The organism is Ruegeria sp. YTSC106 (assembly GCF_059609765.1).
The window spans coordinates 156,657-174,921 of sequence record NZ_JBXWMI010000010.1; the positions used below are offsets into that span (position 1 = coordinate 156,657).

The following is an 18,265-nucleotide window of genomic DNA, read 5'->3' on the forward strand; positions in this document are numbered from 1 at the left end:
AGGTCTCCTATGTGGATCTGATACCACGAGGTCAGAATCCGATCAATGTCCATGCGCCACAGCGCGCTCCGCCAGAGGTTCGCTGACCCTTTGTCCTCCACGCGGCCCAGCCTTGTCTTCCTCTGCTCTCAGCAGGCGTAGTGCATTGGCCACAACCAGCAGTGAAACACCGACATCTGCTGCGATGGCACCCCACATTGAAGCCATACCTACACTCGTGAGGCCCACGAACACAGCCTTCGTCGCAAGCGAGAAACCGATGTTCTGACGGATGATCGACATGGTCCGGCGCGAATGTCCGATGAGCCACGGCACCTTGCCGATATCATCCGTCATCAGCGCGATATCCGCCGTTTCGATCGCCGCGTCCGAGCCGACCGCCCCCATGGCGATGGCATAATGCGACCGCGCCATGGCCGGCGCGTCGTTCACGCCGTCGCCGATCATGGCCACAATCTCGTGACGCTCGGCCAGTTCCTCGATTGCCGTCACCTTGTCGTCGGGCAACAGTTCGGCGCGCACCTCGTCGATGCCAACCTCGGCGGCCACAGCCCGCGCTGTGCGCTCGTTGTCGCCTGTCAGCATGACAATCGTTTTCACGCCCTGCGCGTGCAGCTTTGCCACAACATGTTTGGCGTCAGGCCGAATACGATCGCGCACTTCTAGAACACCCGTGACCCCGGTCTCGTCACCGACAACCACAAGCGTACTGCCCGCGCCTTCGATCTGGTTACGCAGACCGGTCGGGATGGCATCACCAAATCCCTTCTCGGTGGCAAAACGATCCGAGCCCAGCCAGACCGAGCGGCCCCCGGCACGGCCTTCCAGACCCCGGCCCGGCACTGTGCGGGTATCTTCCGCGGCAGAAGCCGTAATGTCCTCGGCCTCGGCCCGTGTCAGGATGGCACGCGCCAGCGGGTGCGAGGATCGCACTTCAAGGCTGGCGGCACTTGCCAGCAACTCGTGCTTGGACGTGCCGCCCAACGGGTGGACAAGCGCCACCTCCGGCTCGCCCATGGTGATCGTTCCGGTCTTGTCCATGGCCAGCGCCGTGGTGCGGCCTGGGGCCTCGATGTAGGCACCGCCCTTGATCAGCACTCCGGCCCGCGCCGATGCGGTCAGTGCCGCGACGATGGAAACCGGCGTTGAGATCACCAGCGCGCAGGGGCAGGCAATGACCAGAAGAACCAGCGCGTTATAGATCCAGAATCCCCAAGGTGCACCAAAGGCAAGCGGCGGAATAAGAGCGATGGCAACCGCGACGATCATCACGATCGGCGTATAGATACGGGCGAATTTGGTCACCCATTGTTCAACCGGCGCACGCCGGGCATGGGCATCACCGACCATGCGGATGATCTTGGCCAGAACAGTGTCCGACGCCGCCTTTGAGGCGCGCACCATAAGGGTCCCTTCGCCGTTGATAGTACCGGCATAGACTTCGTCGCCCTGTTCCTTGGGCATCAGGGCGCTTTCACCGGTGATCGGTGCCTGATCGACGGCGCCAGCACCGTCTATGACCTCTCCGTCCAGCGGAATGCGGTCGCCCCCGCGCACGATGAAACTGTCGCCGACAACCACTTCGGCCGCCGGAACCACCTCTTCCCGACCGTCCGGTCGCAGCACCAGCGCCGTCGGTGGTGCAAGATCAAGCAGCGCCGAGACAGCATTACGCGCGCGCCCGACACTCCAGCTTTCCAGATAGAGAGAGAGCGAAAAGAAGAAGGCAACGGTTGCGGCCTCGAAAAACTCGCCCAAACCGATTGCGCCGCAGACGGCAACAACCATCAGCAGGTTCATGTCAGGCGAAAGCCGCCGTGCCGAGGACCAGGCCTTGGGGGCCACCAGCCAGACGCCAAACAGGATTGCAACGGCGAACAACGCCGCCTCAGGCAAGGGCATCTGCACGTCGCCATGTCCTGAAAACAAACCGAGCGCACCACCCATTCCGGTTTCGACCAGATGCCACAGGAAACCAGCCGCCCAGAACCCACCACTGAGCATGGTGAAACGTCGCTGCCGCGCGATATGCGCCGCCTGATCTTCGGCGGCATTCTCATCGTCCCAGGGCTTGGCACTCATCCCGGTGCTGGCGACCAACTGCTTGATCTCGTCATCAGAGATTTTTTCCGCAGTTTCAAGTAACGTCATCCGTCCGTTGATCACATCAAACGCGATATGGTCTGTTCCACCGACCTTCGGTCCGACGACCCTGTTCAGGATCGCCACCTCTTCGGCGCAGTCGAGACCCGAGACCTGAAAGCTTCGGCCATTGACGGGAGCTGGCACGGACGGCGCCACATCTGCGCTGGCTCCGCCACCACAGCAATGTTGGCCTTGTTTGGCATCATGATCACGATTGCGATCGTGGCAATGGCTGTCGGACGGCATGAAAATACCTCAAGATTTTCCGTGGTCAGAAACAGATAGTCCCTACAGCAACTAGAGCTTCAAGGCCCAATTTTCGATAATTTCCAAAATGTGTGCTGTCTTGCAGAACATGCGATGTCATTGCAGCTTGCGGGCCATCAACGCCGGTGCGACCTTTCCGGCAACGAATCGAAACAATGGTCGGAAAAGCCTACATGCAGAAGAAGATCTTAGCTGTCGTTGCAGCGCTGTCCGTCACCGCTGGGTGTTCATCGCAGTTTGATGCGGAAAACCAGATTGGAAACCTGCCGGATTCCGTAGTGGCCCTTGCTGCCCCGGGGCAGAATTTGGCGACTGCACGCCTCGATCCGCAAGACAATTGTTATTGGTACGCGTATAGCGGGGCGGTCGAGACGACCCTGGTACCGTTACGCGCCACAAATGGCGGCCCGATCTGTGTTGCACGCGAAGCGTGACAATCGGGCGGCCGCCAACTCATTTTCGGGGGCCATTACGTTTGCGCGGTAACGCTGTCCTCGGCTGAGTATAGATATGCGGTCGAGCCGACTTTGACGGTTGGATAAAGATCGTTGATATGCGCCATGATCATGCGGACGCAGCCTGAACTGGCGCGTCCGCCAATGCTTCTGGGTTGCGGCGTGCCATGGATCCTCAAATAAGTATCTCGGTCGCCAACGAACAGGTAAAGCGCTCGGGATCCCAATGCATTGTTCGGCCCCGGCTCCATCCCGTTCCTGAATTCCGCATATTCCGGATTGCGCTCGATCATGGACGCTGTTGGGGTCCAATGTGGCCATTCAACCTTGCGCCGGATCGTATATGTCCCCGGCTCGTAGAGATTTCCACGCGCAATGGCGACGCCATAACGCATCGCCGTGCCGCCCTCTTCGATATGATAGAGATACCGCGCCACCGCATCGACATGAATATCACCAGGCACCAGGCCATCGTTCGCAGTGACCCGCCGCGGCAGAAAACGTTTGTGCACACCCCAAGGGTTTGTTGTGGCGGCATCATATCCAGATGGTGTAACCTGGGCGTCCCAGGCGGACTTTTGCGAACCCGTTGGCCAGGTCTTAGCCAACAGCGGGCTGGATACCGACGCTGAAAACAGCGCGGTGGTTTTTTGTATGAAATGGCGTCTCGTCAGCATGGTCCTGGTCCAATTCTTCAATCATGTCTGCCGGTTCAACGGTCCAGCGATCAAAGGATATCCATAATGCCTCTAGCAGCTAGAGCTTCAAGTGGTTTCCGGTAACGTTTTGGACATCAGCACCATTTTTGAGCTAGCTTGTGACCTTTGTGCCGGCGTCACGGTGACCCTGGAAGATGTGCGCTGACCTCGTTGACAGAATTGAGTGTTTTTTCATTAGGTCGTGCTGGCGCCACCAGGAACTTATGCTGCAGGGTAACTGGCAAACACCTCTGTGGTTCCATCCTTGTGGATCAGGAAGACGTCAAAGGCTTCGCGTTCGCTTGCTGGCCCCATGCCCGGCGAGCCGAAAGGCATACCCGGAACCGACAGTCCAACAGCATCCGGGCGTTCGTCCACCAGGCGTCGAATGTCATCGGGTGGGACATGCCCTTCGATCATGTAACCCTCTATGCGACCCGTGTGGCATGACATCATGCCCTCCGGAATTCCGTTGGCGGATTTGTAAGCGTTCAAGGCCTCCCATGCGCTGTTTTCCACGGTTACTTCAAAACCTTCCGCTTGCATGATTTTGATCCACGAGCCGCAGCACCCGCAATTCGGATCCTTCAGGACATGGATTGACGAACTGGATTTGGCGAAGGCAGGAAGCGCCGCAGCCGCCGCAAACGTTGCTACTCCGTACACCACGGCTCGGCGGCTCAGATTATTCATAGTCATATTTCCCTCCTAGGAAAGGTTACCCTGACCCGCTACGAAAGCGCGCCTGCTAGGTTGTCGCTAAAGTCTTAACACTGACGACAGGCATCTTGCCTCACTGAAAATCGACACATTCGTCACCCATGGATTCCATCTGATGTTGCTTTCTTGGTGATGTCAGAATTTGCCGCAATGATCTTGGTCAATTTATATAACGAACGAGATACCTTGGTCTAAATATTGCCACCGCATCCGGTGTTCAATGTTCGCCTCAGTAATTTTCGGTTTCGCAGACGACATCAACGCCGAAGGTGATTCAACGGCATTGCCAAGTTGTTCAGGCTGAGTGATCCAGCTATGTCGCGCTCATGAACATGCCAACGATTATCCCGCGCCTGAAGGGCTTTCGCTTTCCTCGTGAGATCATTGCTTACGCGGTTTGGGCTTACCATCGCTTTGCGTTGAGCACCGCTGACGTCGAGGATCTGTTGGCTGCGCGGGGCGTGATCGTCAGCCGGGAAACAGTTCGGTTGTGCGTCAATCGCTTTGGTCGACATTTTGCAGATTGCATCAGGCGGGATCGTCCACAGCCAAACGACAAGTGGCACGTGGACGAAGTCGTGATCATTATCCGAGGCAAGAAGCACTGGTTGTGGCGCGCGATCGCCGCAAACGTGGACACGCTCGACATTCTCGTGCAAACTCGCCGAAACGCCAAAGCTGCAAAGCGGTTTTTCAAAGGGTTGGTTGCCAAATTCGGCGAACCCAGAGTCGTCATCACAGACAAACTGCGCAGCTATATCAAACCAATCAAAGTACTGGCACCGGACGCTGACCATCGTGCCCACAAAGGTCTCAATAACGCGATCGAAGTGTCCCACCGACCGACCCGCAAAAGAGAGAAGCTATTCGGCAAGTTTAAGTCTCATCTACAGGCTCAGAGATTTCTGTCTGCCCATGACCAAATCAACCTGATCTTCCGTCCCCGCCGATATCAACTCACCGCAAAATCATACCGCCAAGCTCGCTCGGACGCATTCAACCTCTGGGACGATTACACCGCGGAAATGGCGGCCTGAACCTACCATTACCAATACCACACAAGCCCACGTCAACAACTTGGCAATACCTATCATTGGCATTGCTGCACCGTTGTGAACGTTGGCTTCAGCACGATTAGATATTGAGTCAAAGAAATCTCCTCACCCTAGCCGCATAGTCCTCAAACTCAGAACCGTACTGTTTCTTCAGCCACGGCTCCTCTGCGAAGGGTGCGGCTATCAAAACAAGGATTGCTGCTAGTCCTACAATGAGCACCGAAGGTGAAGATGTAAGGATCATCCAACCACCGACAATGGCAATATCGGCCACGTATTGAGGGTTGCGTGAGTAGCGATACATGCCAGCGGTCCTCAGCGTGCCTTTCGCGCCGCCGGTTTGCGGCACCCCGAAATGGGCAACTTCGGACCAGACGACAATATTGCCTATCACGATGAGGGGTATCCCAATCCCGAAACGCAGCCATCCTGGAACTGCCAGATCGCCCCACCCCCAGACGCCAAGTAAAATGAGGATGCCGAATAAGGAGAAGGTCGGCACCCAAACCAGAACGGGTGTGAAAGCTGTGTAGCGCTTAGGTGGCCAGATGCGACGCTCTGGAACGGCGATTGACCAAAGGATCGAAGCCAGTGTCGCTGCTGCAAGCCCCAGACCGAGAAAGAGAAGCGTCGATTCCATCATGGTCCGGCCTCTTCATGCCCATAGAGTCGCGCGCCATTGTGCGCATTCTTAAGATCTTCCAATTCAAGCGTGGAATGCCGGATGCCGAACTCCTCGGCTAGGCGCGCCTTTACGGCAGCTTTGATCCCTTCACCGGATGCGCCATCAGCGGTCACGACATGGCAATCCAGCGCCGCTTCATTCTCCTGCATCTGCCAAAGATGAACGTGGTGAACGTCATGGACTCCGTCGACGTCCCTGATTGCAGCGACAACCGCGCCATTGTCGACGTCGGGCGGGCTACCGAGCATCAGGATGCGGATAGGGCGGCCGATTTCAGTCAGAGCGAGATAGAGGATGTAAAGCGCGATACCGATCGTGATCGCAGGATCGACCCACCACATGTCATAGAGCAGGATGAGGGAGCCGCCGATAATCACAGCAACAGAGGCCAATGCGTCCGACAGGTTGTGCAGGAAGAGAGCGCGGATGTTCACGCTGCTTTTTTGCATCGAGTAGGTTAGCACGGCGGTCAATGTGTCGACGACCAGCGCCACTGAGCCCAGGATCACCACGGTCCAACCGGCCACCTCGGTCGGTTCGATGAGCCGCATCCCGCCTTCGTAAATCAGATAAACGCCGACGAGGATGAGGGTGGTGTAATTGATCAATGCAGCGACGACTTCGATCCGGCCATAGCCGAAGGTCATGCGTTCGTCGGCGGGGCGTCTGGCGATCTTTCGCGCAGCAAAGGCGATCACTAAGGATGCCATGTCCGAGAAATTGTGCAGCGCATCCGCAATAAGCGCGAGGCTGCCGGACAGGATCCCACCGACGATCTGCGCAACCGTCAGAAGTGCGTTAGCCCAGATCGCAATGGAAACACGGCGATCTCCGGACGCCGGGTCAATATGCGCGTGACCCTGATCATGAGGCATGACGTGATTCCTCGTGCTTATGATTAGGCAATGCCACGCTAGGAAGCTGCGGCACGCTACCTGATCTGATCCGGCGCACGCGGGCGTTCATCCAATGGCGGATGATATGGCGGTACAACAGGCCCTTTACGAAGCTGAACGACTGCTGATGTTTTGCGTAAAAGTCGTCGGGCGTCGCGAAGGTCCCGAAATCCTGAACAATGCCTGTCTCTTGGATGTAGGTGTCGCCACCCGTCCACTCCACAGGTGGAGCCTGCAGGCAATCTGTCCCTGCCCCGTATCCGGCCCAACTGGACCGAGCGTGTATATTTGGGCGTTATGAAGAACAATAGCGGAACGCCGTCCGGCTTGACGAGTACCTGATCTTTACACAGTTTGCCCTTTCGTTTGGAGGGTATTGTATTGGAACGAGAATTTCTGGCTGTCTGGAGTCTGTCTTACACTGATCTTGAGATTGTAAACGGCTATCGACACGCAATGCGGATTGGGCTTGCTGCCCAATTGGCGCATTTTCGGCACTTCGGGTATTTTCCGGTGCAGTTGAAGGATGTGCCATCCTCGGCAATGGACTATCTCGCTGAGCAACTCGGTGAAGATCTCGCGCATGTCCCGAATTACGACATTGCCAGTGACACAGCTCGCCGCCACCGATTGGAAATTCTACGCTTTCTCGGCATTCGCCGCGCCAATGACCGGGATCGCGCCAAACTGCAGGCAGCACTTGCATCGCAGGTTTCGACTTCGGTTACTTCCATAGAAGATCTTGTTCAATTTGGCTATGAATGGGCCTTGGGCCAATCGGTGTTCATCCCATCCCGAAAGATCATGGAGCGGTTGGTACGCTCCGCGCAGCATAGCTTTCAGGAAGACCTGCTGGCACGTGTTTGCAACCGGTTGTCATCTCAGACCATTTCGGCACTGGACGCCAGCTTGTCCGACCCGCGTGATGACCATGGCTTTCAACGTCTGAAAGATGATGTTGGTGCGGCAACACTGGACAATGTGCTCGATGCAGCTGACCGGCTCGCCTTTATTCAAGGTCTCAATCTGCCTTTCGATGTGGTCGATAGAGTTGATCCAGCTTGGGCGAGGGTATTGACCCGCCGGGTTGAGGGCGAAACATCTTCGGAGATGCGGCGGCACAGCCGGGAAAAGCGCCTTGGTTTACTGGCCATCTATCTGATGTCGCGCAGATCGCAATTGGTCGATGGTCTTGTCGATCTACTGATTGATGTCGTCCATCGCATCGGTACACGCTCCAAACGCAAAGTGATCAGCGGAATTGCTGCCGACATCGAAAAGGTTCACGGCAAGGAACGGTTACTGGTGGATATCGCGACGGCGGCGATGATGGCTCCGAACGGGAAGGTTGCGGACGTGATTTTCCCAATCGCAGGCGCGGCCAAGCTGAAGGCGATCATTGATGAGCATCGCGCAAAAGGAACGCTGGATGTGCGTATTCAAACGGTAATGCGGGGATCCTACGCCAGTCACTATCGCCGGATGCTGCCGTCCTTATTGTCCGTTCTGCGGTTCCGTTCAAACAACGAAATCTGGCGTCCTATCCTGGACGCCTTGGCACTGATCATCCGCCTGAACGAAGAAGGACGGCGCTATGCCCCGGCTTCGCTGGCACCCGATGGGTCAGTTCCGCGCAAATGGCGGGAAACCGTGATCGACAGGCGTGGGCGTCTGAATGTCATTTCTTATGAACTCTGTGTCCTGACCCAGCTGCGGGATCGTATCAGGGCTAAAGAGATCTGGGTCGAGGGAGCTGATCGTTATCGCAACCCAGACGATGATCTGCCGAAGGATTTTCCAGAGAAGCGCGAGAGTTATTATGCCGGTCTGAAGCTTACCCAGGATGCGCGGGAATTTTCCCGATCTGTTCGAGAGCAGTTGGAGCATGAGTTGATTCAACTGAACACCTCACTGCCCAACAATGACAAGGTGCGCCTGCGCTGGTCTGGCGACAACCGAATCTGCATTACGCCCTTTGCCCCGACACCAGAGCCAAAGGGATTGATAGGTCTTAAATCAGAGATTGGGCGACGGTGGCCCATGACTGGCCTGTTGGACACGCTGAAAGAGACAGCGCTGGACACAGGCTTTCTGGGAACATTCGAAACCTCGGCCAGTCGGGAAGCATTGCCACGTGACATCCGGGATCAACGTCTGCTCCTTTGCTTGTATGGATTGGGAACCAATGCCGGTTTGAAACGTGTGGCTGCTGGCACGCCGGAAATCAGCTATGATGAGCTGCTGCATATCCGTCGCCGCTATATCGATCCCGCTTCAATTCGGGCAGCGGCGGCCAAGGTCGCAGATGCCACTTTGGCGGTTCGGAATCCCTCAGTTTGGGGCAATGCAGGAACCGCCTGCGCAGCTGATTCCACCAAGTTCGGAGCCTGGGACCGCAACCTGATGACCGAATGGCATGCCCGTTATGGCGGGCGCGGTGTCATGATCTATTGGCATGTCGAGAGGCAGGCCACCTGCATCTATTCACAACTGAAGCGCTGCTCATCATCCGAAGTGGCCGCTATGATTGAAGGGGTTCTGCGTCATTGTACCGACATGGAGATCCAGCGCCAGTATGTTGATAGCCACGGCCAGAGCGCCATCGGCTTCGCCTTCTGTCATCTTCTTGGATTCGAACTGGCCCCGCGCCTGAGGGCTATCGCCCGACAGAAACTGGCCTTACCGAGTTCTGGAATGCGTGGACAGTTGCCCAACTTGCTACCAATCCTGTCCGGCACTGTTGACTGGGCCGAGATCGAAAGACAGTACGACGAAATGGTCAAATATGCTTCGGCCATGCAGCACGGCACAGCTGATCCGGAAACCATCTTGCGCCGGTTTGCACGTGCTGATGTGATGCACCCAACCTACAAGGCGCTTGCTGAACTGGGTCGGGCCATCAAGACCATCTTCCTGTGCCGCTATCTCCGATCCGAGGGTTTCCGCCGCGAGATTCATGAAGGTCTGAATGTGGTCGAGAACTGGAACAGTGCCAACGGTTTCGTGTTCTTTGGTAAAGGCGGAGAGATTTCCAGCAACCGGATTGCCGATCAGGAAGTCTCGGCCCATGCCTTGCATCTGCTCCAAGCATCCCTTGTCTATGTAAACACGCGTATGGTGCAATCCGTGTTGTCAGAACCGGGATGGGCAACCCGCTTGTCCGAGCGGGATTACCACGGCCTGACGCCACTGATCTATTCCCATATCAATCCGTATGGCCGGTTCGATGTCGATTTGGAAAAGAGGATCGACTTCGGAGCAAGGGCGGCCTGATCTGTGCGTCACAAAAGGGTACACCCGCAGGAGACAGGCCGCTGTGACAGCCCAATATGTCACAAATAGGTGGCTATGCGCCCATTGTTACAGTATCAGGGTGCAAACCACCCTAATGTGACAGTTTCCCATGCCCAAGATCGGTTACGCCCGTGTCAGCTCATCAAGTCAGGATCTGGATATTCAGAAAGCCCAGCTAGAAGCCTCGGGCTGTGAGGTCATCCGCTCGGAAACGGTTTCCGGCGCGTCTCGTGATGATCGTTCTGAGCTGGCAACGGTGATGGAGTTCCTGCGCGATGGGGACGAGTTGGTGGTGCATCGTTTGGACCGCCTTGGCCGATCCACTCGTGATGTATTGAATCTGGTGCATGAACTGGACGCCAAAGGTGCATCGCTGCGCGTGCTTGAACCCGAAGTTACCACGACCGGAGATATGGGCCGCATGGTCATTACCGTTCTCGGCATGGTGGCGGATATGGAGCTCAAGTTCATCCGCGACAGGCAGCGCGCCGGGATCGAGGCCGCTAAGGGCAAGGGCGTCTACAAGGGGCGGCGGAAATCGGTTGATGATGAGGAAATCCGGCGATTGGCTAACGAGGGCACCGCAAAAGCCCAGATCGCGCGTGAACTAGGGATTTCAAGAATGACCGTATACCGGGCGCTTGCTGATACAGACGTCTGAACCAGCCCTTCGTGTTTCGCGCGGCGGAAGTCTTCGGAGCGAAGATACCCGCCAAGGAAGATGGATTTGACGCAAGAGTTATACGATGCGGCAAACGAGATTTCGGAAGGGGTCAACTTGAGCGACAAAACCGTGTTCCTTCAGGGTGATTCAACAAACCTTTCTTTTCCCGACAACCATTTCGATGGTGCGGTTCCAGTTCACGTCGCTATGAACGTCCCGGAAAAGGCTACGGTCTATGCCGAGGCGCGACGTTTTCTCAAACCCGGCGCAAGGTTTTGAATTTATGACATTTTGCAGGGAGAAGGCGGTGAGTTTTGTATCCGGCACCTTAGGCTTCAGAACCTTCGATCAGTCATCTCGCGACATCCGAGGAAATGTCCACGCATCTATTGGCCGCTGGTTTCAAAATTCTGAGTGAAGCGGACTCAACTTTGGAAAGTCACAGCTGGCTCAAGGAAAGAGCCGAAGCACCGAAGCCTGACAAACGACTTCTGGTGACGATCCAGCTATTGTTCGGAGCCGTTCGTGGGGAAATGACAAAGAACCAACTCCGGGGCTTCATGAATGCCGGATGCTAACCTGCTCCTTAATTTGTGAAGCCTAATCAACCGTTTCCGCATTGTCCGTTTCTCAGAAACTGAAAAACCTGCTGGTGAATATCCTGCGTGGATGGCACCTGCATAGCAAGACATTGATCCACGTGGTCATTGCGTCCACGCTTCAATGGCGTAGTCTCTTTTCACCCGAATTGGCGTAGTTGTCCCATGATAGACAATCATCAAAGCCTGCCCCAAGAGTCCGCCGATAGAATAACAAAACCCTTCGCTCGCTTCCTAGAGATCCAAGCGGCCGCGAGTGGGCTCCTGTTCCTGGCTGTTCTGCTGGCTTTGGCGCTGGCAAACTCGCCTTGGCAAGAAGGCTTCCTGGGCTTCTGGAAGACCCCAATTGGCCTGACATTCGGTTCGTTCGATTTCACCCGCTCGCTGCGACACTGGATCAACGACGGGCTGATGACCCTCTTCTTTTTCGTGCTTTCTCTGGAGCTCAAGCGCGAGATCGTACTGGGCGAATTGCAAAACCCGCGACAGGCCGCCCTGCCATTCGCGGGCGCTTTGGGCGGCATGGTGGTGCCGGTCGCGCTCTATCATTTGTTGATGTCCGGGCAGCCCGGGGCGCACGGCTGGGGAACCGTGATGGCAACCGATACGGCGTTCGTGATTGGGTGCCTGGCGCTTTTCGGAAGGCGGATCCCGTCCACCTTGCGTCTGTTCCTTCTTTCTCTGGCCATTTTTGACGATATTGGCGCAATTCTCGTAGTCGCCTTCGGTTACGGGGAAGCGTTGAACTGGTCGGCGCTCGGTTTGGGTCTGCTGGGAATTGGTATCGTCGCAGGCGCCTCGCGCGTCGGGATCAGAAGTGTCCCGGTTTTTTTTCTTCTCGGTGCGGCAGTCTGGCTATGCATCGACGCCTCCGGCGTTCACGCGACCAGCGCAGGGGTCATTCTGGGCCTTATGACGCCGACGCGCATATGGGTAAGCGATGCCCGGCTGCATGCAATCCTTGGGCGCCTACGCGCCGTTCCGGCCGGCGATCGGCAGCAGGGAGATACCGCAACCCGCCATAACCTGCGCCAAGCAAGCAGAGCGGTCACGGAGGCACTCTCGCCAGTCGAACGGCTCGAGACAATGCTGCACCCTTGGGTCGGCTTTGCAATCATGCCGATCTTCGCGCTGGCAAATGCCGGCATCACGGTTCAGGGTGCCGATTTCGAACAACCGGTCTCCTTGGCGATAATTGTCGGCCTGGTGTTAGGAAAACCGATCGGCGTCTTCGGGTTCAGCTGGCTAGCTGTCCGATCAGGCCTGGCAGTGTTAGCGCCGGGCTTGTCGGGGCCGTTAATTCTGGCCGGCTCGTTTCTAACTGGTATCGGTTTCACGATGTCGCTGTTCATAGCGGGCTTGGCCTTCGATCCGGCGACGCTGAATGCCGCAAAGCTTGGAATTCTCTCAGGATCAGCTATTGCCGCAACGGCCGGGATCCTCATGCTGCTCCTGCTGACAATTCATGCAGCGCGCGCAAAATGCGCTACAAGCACCGCAGAACAAGACCGGATACCCTAGAATGGGAAGAATACCGGGATCACCCCGACCACGGCTGCGCCGACGATAAGATTCATCGGAACGCCGATCCTGAGGAAGTCGGAAAACCTGTAGTTCCCTGCGCCATATACCAATGTGTTGGTCTGATAGCCGACCGGAGTGGCGAAACTTGCACTTGCGCCAAACATCACAGCGACGACGAACGGCTTTGCGTCGACACCGAGTTGTTCCGCAACACCGATCGCGAGAGGTGTAACGACGACGGCAACGGCGTTGTTGGTAACCGCCTCGGTGAGCGCCGAAGACAGTATGTAGATCGCAGCGAGCGTAACAATTAGGGGCAACTCTACGAGAGTCGGCACCAATGTCTCCACGATCAGGTTGACAGCTCCTGCATTCTGCATACCGCTTCCGACGATTAGCATGGAAAAGATCAGCACAAGGACGCTGGCGTCGATGGACGCCCAGGCTTCGCCGCTGTCGATGCACCGGAGCACGAGGATGGCAGCGACCGCGACAAGGGCAAGCACGCTGATCTCGGCGAACCCGGCTGCGGCGAGCGCCACAACCGCGAAAAGCGCGAACAGAGCTAGCGGCGCTTTCCCGCGGCGGAAGGCGCGGCCCCCGGCATCCGTGATCGCGGCAAGATCGCCCGCCTCGGTCATTCGGGCAAAGCCTTCAGGTGTTCCTTCCAAAAGCAGCTTATCGGCGGGGCGCAAAAGCGCCGTCGACAGGTCGGGTCCAAGCACTTCCCCATGTCGATGGGCGCCAAGAACACGCATGCCGTATCGGTGCCCCATGGCAAGCTGGGCAATGCGCACTCCGCGGCTTCGGCGTGAAAGCGTCACGATAGCTTCGGCGACGATCAGCTCCGAGGTGTTTTCGGCCGCTGGCCCCTGGCGCAACCCGACTTCGATCCCTTCAAGTTTCCTGAGGGTGAGCAGTTCTGATGTCGCAACCTTGGCAATGATCCTGTCGCCCGGTTCGAGTATGTGTTCACTCAATCCCTCTCTCTTGACTCCAGACCGCGCACGGATGCCGACGATTTCAACACCTCTTCGGCTGAGGGCGGCGATTTCATGAATCGTTCGACCAATATTCGGGTAGTCCTCTTGCGGGCGTACCTCGGTCAAAAAAGTCGCTTTATCGTCGCCGCCCTGTTCCGCAATATCCTTTCGGTCCGGCAGTAGGACAGGTCCAAGCAGGAGGAGCGCCACACCGCCTGTGGCCGCGGCCACCAGACCGACCGGTGTGATCTCGAAAATTGAAAACGGTTCCAAGCCAGACGCCTGGGAAACGCCGTCCACCAGAAGGTTGGTCGACGTGCCGATCAGAGTACACGTCCCGCCCAGGACGGACATGTAGGATAGCGGAATCAACAGGCGTGTCGCAGCAAAGCCCAGGCCTTGCGCCAAACGAATGGCCACCGGTATGAGAACGATGACGACCGGCGTGTTGTTAACCAGACCCGAGGCGACTAGCGTCGCGATGAGAAACGCCGCTATACCAGCGACCGGGCGCTTGCTCCCTGCGGCGACAACCTTGTTCGCAAGTGCGTCGAGAAGCCCGGTTCGGACCAGCGCGCCGCTGATTACGAACATCGCGGCGATCGTTATGGGTGCAGGGTTCGAAAACACTGCCAGAACTTCATTCGTGGGGACAAACCCCAATACGACAAACAGCGCGGCGGCCCCCGCAGCGGTTACGTCCGGTTCGAAGCGCTCGGAAAGAAATGCTGCGAACAGAAGGATGACAATTGCGAGCGCAAGATAGGGTTCATAGTCGGCTATGAGATCAATCAGTCCGCCCTCCTTCATTCATACCTTTGCCGCTGACGATATGCCGGTCGCAGCATCCACCTTCCTGAATAGAGCGACAACTGAATAGTCAGCCCAATTGTCCCGACAATACTGGCTCAGAAAGAAACTCTACTGGCACAGACGTGGCCGTCCGTGGAGCAACAAATGTCCTATTGAGATGCTCCCAGTTTCCTATCCAACGCACCAATTCACTGACCAGTGGCAATATTACGCAAGGCTCAGGTGGGAAGTGCCCGGGCCTCTGCAAACGACAGCAATCTGCGGCTTTTCTCATCCCAAAGGTGCAGTCGCGCGCAGCGGAAGCTTTCCCAAAGCGTAATGCGTCTGGTCTGTGCCAGGACGTCGTGATCCTTGACTACGTCGTGTAAACGGTAAAACGGGATGCGGCTGGCCAGGTGATGCACATGGTGGACTCCGATGTTCCCGGTGATCCAGCGCAGGATGCCGGGCAGAGCGTAGTGCGAACTGCCGTGAAGGGACGCGTCCCGGATGTTCCAGTCTTCCTCGTGCCGCCAGCTGGTTTCCTCAAACTGATGCTGCACGTAGAAAAACCACATGCCGGCTATTGCGGCCAGAAGCATCGTCGGTAGGAAGACGAACAGCATTACCTCCCAACCGCCCAGCAAGACAATCACTGTCAGAGTGAGGCCAATGGCAACATTTGTCGCCATCGCACTCAACCAGTAGCGCCAGCCGGACCGCATCAGGTGTACTGGCAGCCGGTTGTGCAGGAAGAACGTGTAGAACGGCACCACCCCGAACAGGAAAACCGGATGGCGTAACAGGCGGTAAAGCGTACGGCCTGGCCATCCCTTCCCGCGGTACTCCCTGACTGTCAGCACCGGCAGGTCTCCGATGCCCCGCCGGTCCAAGTTTCCGCTCGTGGCGTGGTGGATCGCGTGGGTCTTGCGCCAGACGTCGTAGGGTGTCAGCGTGATAACGCCGATCACGCGACCGATCCAATCGCACAGACGCCGGTCGCGGAACAGGGAACCATGCCCGCAGTCGTGCTGGATTATGAACAGCCGGAGCAGGAAGGCTGCATTCGCCAACGCGAGAGCCAGTGCCAACGCGGTGCTGATCGAGAGCACCCACCAGGCAACCGCCCATATTGCCACGAAAGGCGCGAGCGTGACCGTCAGTTCGAAAATACTGCGAGAGGGGATTGGCTGCCGGTACTTCATCAGGGTTCGTGTCCAGTCTGATACGGTCAGCCGCGCCTCTTCCTGTCTTGGACCGGTTACACCGGAGGGGTATCCCGCGCCGGGTGCCCCGCCCGTGACGGGCAAGGGTCCTGGCTGGACCCGCGCTTGCCGCGCGGTCGAGGCAGATCCGGCAGTCTGCATGTCGGTTTGGATGCTGCCGTCTTGGTGGCCCATGCCACCCGGCATGTCCTGCTGGTCGGGCTGTTGGCCCCGTGCGTTATTCGAGTTGGACGAAAACGGCATGGGCGATATCTATCTCGCTGAAATTATGTGTCATCCCGGCGGCTTCCGAACGGAGTTCCCGCTAGCAATGATCCGGTTGATGAGAACCGCCACGGACCGATGCGCCTCTATCTCTCCATCAGTTACAGCCGCGGTTTCATGCGTCTTTGCAGCATCGCGAAGGATGCCCATGATCTCACGTTCTGCGAGAAGCTTGTGATCGTTCATCGCCAGCAGCATCGACTCGCAGATTGCGAGGGCCGCCATTCCCGAGAAGTCCTGTTCGCTACGCATTTTGTGACTTCCTTCCAGGTAACGGTTAAAGTAACGCGCGACCGGGCGGCCTCGCTTATCACAAGCATCTTCGCAGAAAAAAGGCTATGTTGGGCTAACCGAAAGCAGTCTCTGCACGATTGCGTCTGGAGCTTTTCCGGCTTGTGAGGCCCCGATGACGGAAATCTTTGAAAGCCCGCTGACACGGAAGCTGCAAGTCTTCGTCGCCTTGTCTGACGATGAATTGGACGTTTTGAAGCGTTTGCATCTGCGCCGCCGGTCCTTCACCGCGGGGCGTGATCTTGTGCATCAGGGGCAGTCGGATCAGGCCGCTTACATTCTGGCCGCTGGTTGGGTGTGTTCCTACAAGCTTCAGCCGGATGGAACCCGACAGATCGTAGACTTCCAGATACCAGGGGATTTTCTTGGCTTGCGCAGCGTCCTGCTGCGCACCTCCGACCACAGTTTCGAGCCGGTCACGGACATTCAGGCGGTGGAGGTTTTGGGGGGCGACCTTCTGGAAGCATTCGAGAAAACGCCTCGCCTGGCGGCAGCCGTTCTCTGGGCAGCATCACGGGACGAAGCCATGGTCGTCGAGCACCTCGTTGGGGTTGGCCGACGCGCCGCAGATGCGCGCATGGCGCATTTCTTCTTGGAACTGGCGGAACGGCTGAGGCTGGTCGGAATGGGGAGCAAGAAAGGATTCACTTGCCCTTTGACGCAGTACCATCTTGCTGATGCACTCGGCTTAAGCGCCATCCATGTGAACCGTGTTTTGAGGCAGCTTCGCGAAAAACGGCTGCTGACCTTTCAGGACGGCCGCGTGACGTTCGACGACTATGACGGATTGGTGGCCATTTCAGGTTTCGATACGGCGTATCTGGATCAGACCGGCCCACTTTTGAAATGAAGGAGGCCGCCCTTCGCTAAACTTGGGCGGCCTGATTTTCTTCTAAGACGAGATAAGTCAGTAATAAGACGAGATAAGTCAGATAATCTCTTCTGCAGCCGCGTTGAGTTCCCTGTCCGTCTCGTCGTAGTTATTCGCCTCGTGCGCTTTCTCGGCAGCCTGGTAGTGTTCCAGCGCCCGATCCTTTCTGGGACCGGCAGGCGCTTTGTCACAAGCTGCTTTGACCGAGGTCATCTTCTCGGTGACATTGGTTTGTTCAGGCGTCATTAGAATGTCCTTTCCTGGACATTCCGAGAATAGGAAACGCTGGGCAATGCGGCTCGTTTCAAAAACCGCACGCTTCACGCGCTTCTATTTTGCTCGGAACTGAGTGCCGCCGGAGATTCGGCAGGCACGAAGCCATGTACTCATCTTCTCCGCCCCGCAACACTGACGCAGGTTAGCTTGGGATAAAGCCACACCGCCTGGGTAATGATCTGAGGGGGAAATCGGTGACGCTTGTAGCTGCTGGATGTTGAATTCATCGATGTCACCTACGTCCAAATCATATCATCGGCAACCGAACGACGGTTAACGTGACGACACCGTTCAGACCCACCGGATTTTCATGATTTCTTGGGGTCAGACTTGACCTGTTCCGGGCCGATGAAGGCAGGTTTGAGTTTGGGTTCGACTTCTGTGTCTTCAGCAGCCTTCGAATTCAGCAACGCTGCCGCTCTGATCGTCAGATCCTTGAAAGACATGCTTTTTCCTTTGATTGCCAACAAGTATTTCGAACTCGCGATGGAACATAAAATTCACTTGTGGCTAGTGCACATATAGGTGTTGGAGACCCGATTTACTATGGGCTACCAAGA

Annotated in this window: 17 protein-coding genes and 1 pseudogene; 7 read left to right on the forward strand and 11 right to left on the reverse strand. The window is 56.9% G+C overall.

The window, feature by feature from the left end; all coding sequences use genetic code 11:
- Nucleotides 1-42 precede the first annotated feature (42 nt).
- Complete coding sequence (locus AC2FEB_RS15050; RefSeq protein ID WP_496727243.1) at nt 43-2,391, reverse strand: heavy metal translocating P-type ATPase; 2,349 nt, start codon at nt 2,389-2,391, stop codon at nt 43-45.
- Nucleotides 2,392-2,585: 194 nt separating this feature from the next.
- On the opposite strand from AC2FEB_RS15050, the gene AC2FEB_RS15055 reads away from it, so the two are divergent.
- The gene (locus AC2FEB_RS15055; RefSeq protein ID WP_496727242.1) at nt 2,586-2,846 is read left to right on the forward strand and encodes a hypothetical protein; all 261 of its coding nucleotides are present in this window, start codon (nt 2,586-2,588) and stop codon (nt 2,844-2,846) included.
- Between the two features lie 35 nt (nt 2,847-2,881).
- On the opposite strand, the gene AC2FEB_RS15060 is transcribed toward AC2FEB_RS15055, so the two are convergent.
- Both AC2FEB_RS15060 and AC2FEB_RS15065 read right to left on the reverse strand, forming a co-directional pair.
- Complete coding sequence (locus AC2FEB_RS15060; RefSeq protein ID WP_496727241.1) at nt 2,882-3,544, reverse strand: L,D-transpeptidase; 663 nt, start codon at nt 3,542-3,544, stop codon at nt 2,882-2,884.
- 243 nt (nt 3,545-3,787) lie between these two features.
- Nucleotides 3,788-4,264 carry a DUF411 domain-containing protein gene (locus tag AC2FEB_RS15065; protein ID WP_496727239.1) on the reverse strand — a complete coding sequence of 159 codons (477 nt, stop codon included), beginning with the start codon at nt 4,262-4,264 and terminating at the stop codon, nt 3,788-3,790.
- A gap of 347 nt (nt 4,265-4,611) precedes the next feature.
- On the opposite strand from AC2FEB_RS15065, the gene AC2FEB_RS15070 reads away from it, so the two are divergent.
- Nucleotides 4,612-5,322, forward strand: coding sequence for an IS6 family transposase (locus AC2FEB_RS15070; RefSeq protein ID WP_496852770.1), 711 nt, complete (start codon nt 4,612-4,614; stop codon nt 5,320-5,322).
- Nucleotides 5,323-5,431: 109 nt separating this feature from the next.
- Here AC2FEB_RS15070 and AC2FEB_RS15075 read toward each other — a convergent pair whose 3' ends face one another.
- The 3 genes and pseudogenes from AC2FEB_RS15075 to AC2FEB_RS15085 form a co-directional block, all read right to left on the reverse strand.
- Nucleotides 5,432-5,983, reverse strand: a complete 552-nt coding sequence (locus AC2FEB_RS15075; protein ID WP_496727252.1) for a methyltransferase family protein — start codon at nt 5,981-5,983, stop codon at nt 5,432-5,434.
- The gene (locus AC2FEB_RS15080) at nt 5,980-6,900 is read right to left on the reverse strand and encodes a cation diffusion facilitator family transporter (RefSeq protein WP_496727251.1); all 921 of its coding nucleotides are present in this window, start codon (nt 6,898-6,900) and stop codon (nt 5,980-5,982) included. Before AC2FEB_RS15080 ends, AC2FEB_RS15075 begins: the two co-directional genes overlap by 4 nt.
- Nucleotides 6,890-7,192, reverse strand: a pseudogene (locus tag AC2FEB_RS15085) (transglutaminase); the annotation flags it as partial. The pseudogene AC2FEB_RS15085 and the gene AC2FEB_RS15080, both read right to left, overlap by 11 nt.
- A 110-nt stretch (nt 7,193-7,302) precedes the next feature.
- Here AC2FEB_RS15085 and AC2FEB_RS15090 point away from each other — a divergent pair.
- From AC2FEB_RS15090 to nhaA, 4 genes are all read left to right on the forward strand, one after another.
- Nucleotides 7,303-10,194 carry a Tn3 family transposase gene (locus AC2FEB_RS15090; RefSeq protein WP_300073667.1) on the forward strand — a complete coding sequence of 964 codons (2,892 nt, stop codon included), beginning with the start codon at nt 7,303-7,305 and terminating at the stop codon, nt 10,192-10,194.
- Nucleotides 10,195-10,324: 130 nt separating this feature from the next.
- Nucleotides 10,325-10,876 carry a recombinase family protein gene (locus AC2FEB_RS15095; RefSeq protein WP_113788279.1) on the forward strand — a complete coding sequence of 184 codons (552 nt, stop codon included), beginning with the start codon at nt 10,325-10,327 and terminating at the stop codon, nt 10,874-10,876.
- Nucleotides 10,877-10,942: 66 nt separating this feature from the next.
- Nucleotides 10,943-11,158, forward strand: coding sequence for a class I SAM-dependent methyltransferase (locus AC2FEB_RS15100; protein WP_158541248.1), 216 nt, complete (start codon nt 10,943-10,945; stop codon nt 11,156-11,158).
- 485 nt (nt 11,159-11,643) lie between these two features.
- Nucleotides 11,644-12,999 carry a Na+/H+ antiporter NhaA gene (gene nhaA / locus AC2FEB_RS15105; protein WP_300073678.1) on the forward strand — a complete coding sequence of 452 codons (1,356 nt, stop codon included), beginning with the start codon at nt 11,644-11,646 and terminating at the stop codon, nt 12,997-12,999.
- On the opposite strand, the gene AC2FEB_RS15110 is transcribed toward nhaA, so the two are convergent.
- From AC2FEB_RS15110 to AC2FEB_RS15120, 3 genes are all read right to left on the reverse strand, one after another.
- Nucleotides 12,996-14,795, reverse strand: a complete 1,800-nt coding sequence (locus tag AC2FEB_RS15110; protein WP_113788275.1) for an SLC13 family permease — start codon at nt 14,793-14,795, stop codon at nt 12,996-12,998. The genes nhaA and AC2FEB_RS15110 overlap by 4 nt on opposite strands.
- A 221-nt stretch (nt 14,796-15,016) precedes the next feature.
- Nucleotides 15,017-15,982: a fatty acid desaturase gene (locus AC2FEB_RS15115; RefSeq protein WP_233494643.1), complete on the reverse strand. Its 966-nt coding sequence runs from the start codon at nt 15,980-15,982 to the stop codon at nt 15,017-15,019.
- A 294-nt stretch (nt 15,983-16,276) separates the two neighbouring features.
- The gene (locus AC2FEB_RS15120; RefSeq protein WP_496884197.1) at nt 16,277-16,519 is read right to left on the reverse strand and encodes a hypothetical protein; all 243 of its coding nucleotides are present in this window, start codon (nt 16,517-16,519) and stop codon (nt 16,277-16,279) included.
- A gap of 154 nt (nt 16,520-16,673) precedes the next feature.
- On the opposite strand from AC2FEB_RS15120, the gene AC2FEB_RS15125 reads away from it, so the two are divergent.
- Nucleotides 16,674-17,408 (forward strand): Crp/Fnr family transcriptional regulator, encoded by a 735-nt coding sequence (locus AC2FEB_RS15125; RefSeq protein ID WP_113788273.1) that lies wholly within the window; start codon nt 16,674-16,676, stop codon nt 17,406-17,408.
- A gap of 78 nt (nt 17,409-17,486) precedes the next feature.
- On the opposite strand, the gene AC2FEB_RS15130 is transcribed toward AC2FEB_RS15125, so the two are convergent.
- Nucleotides 17,487-17,675: a hypothetical protein gene (locus AC2FEB_RS15130; RefSeq protein ID WP_113788272.1), complete on the reverse strand. Its 189-nt coding sequence runs from the start codon at nt 17,673-17,675 to the stop codon at nt 17,487-17,489.
- A gap of 338 nt (nt 17,676-18,013) precedes the next feature.
- Complete coding sequence (locus AC2FEB_RS15135) at nt 18,014-18,151, reverse strand: hypothetical protein (RefSeq protein WP_158541247.1); 138 nt, start codon at nt 18,149-18,151, stop codon at nt 18,014-18,016.
- Nucleotides 18,152-18,265 lie beyond the last annotated feature (114 nt).

Excerpts from the sequence above, each read along its gene's own strand:
- AC2FEB_RS15050 (WP_496727243.1), bottom strand. The coding sequence starts at position 2,391 with ATGCCGTCCGACAGCCATTGCCACGATCGCAATCGTGATCATGATGCC.
- AC2FEB_RS15055 (WP_496727242.1), top strand. The coding sequence starts at position 2,586 with ATGCAGAAGAAGATCTTAGCTGTCGTTGCAGCGCTGTCCGTCACCGCT.
- AC2FEB_RS15060 (WP_496727241.1), bottom strand. The coding sequence starts at position 3,544 with ATGCTGACGAGACGCCATTTCATACAAAAAACCACCGCGCTGTTTTCA.
- AC2FEB_RS15065 (WP_496727239.1), bottom strand. The coding sequence starts at position 4,264 with ATGACTATGAATAATCTGAGCCGCCGAGCCGTGGTGTACGGAGTAGCA.
- AC2FEB_RS15070 (WP_496852770.1), top strand. The coding sequence starts at position 4,612 with ATGAACATGCCAACGATTATCCCGCGCCTGAAGGGCTTTCGCTTTCCT.
- AC2FEB_RS15075 (WP_496727252.1), bottom strand. The coding sequence starts at position 5,983 with ATGATGGAATCGACGCTTCTCTTTCTCGGTCTGGGGCTTGCAGCAGCG.
- AC2FEB_RS15080 (WP_496727251.1), bottom strand. The coding sequence starts at position 6,900 with ATGCCTCATGATCAGGGTCACGCGCATATTGACCCGGCGTCCGGAGAT.
- AC2FEB_RS15095 (WP_113788279.1), top strand. The coding sequence starts at position 10,325 with ATGCCCAAGATCGGTTACGCCCGTGTCAGCTCATCAAGTCAGGATCTG.
- nhaA (WP_300073678.1), top strand. The coding sequence starts at position 11,644 with ATGATAGACAATCATCAAAGCCTGCCCCAAGAGTCCGCCGATAGAATA.
- AC2FEB_RS15110 (WP_113788275.1), bottom strand. The coding sequence starts at position 14,795 with ATGAAGGAGGGCGGACTGATTGATCTCATAGCCGACTATGAACCCTAT.
- AC2FEB_RS15115 (WP_233494643.1), bottom strand. The coding sequence starts at position 15,982 with ATGAAGTACCGGCAGCCAATCCCCTCTCGCAGTATTTTCGAACTGACG.
- AC2FEB_RS15120 (WP_496884197.1), bottom strand. The coding sequence starts at position 16,519 with ATGCGTAGCGAACAGGACTTCTCGGGAATGGCGGCCCTCGCAATCTGC.
- AC2FEB_RS15125 (WP_113788273.1), top strand. The coding sequence starts at position 16,674 with ATGACGGAAATCTTTGAAAGCCCGCTGACACGGAAGCTGCAAGTCTTC.
- AC2FEB_RS15130 (WP_113788272.1), bottom strand. The coding sequence starts at position 17,675 with ATGACGCCTGAACAAACCAATGTCACCGAGAAGATGACCTCGGTCAAA.
- AC2FEB_RS15135 (WP_158541247.1), bottom strand. The coding sequence starts at position 18,151 with ATGTCTTTCAAGGATCTGACGATCAGAGCGGCAGCGTTGCTGAATTCG.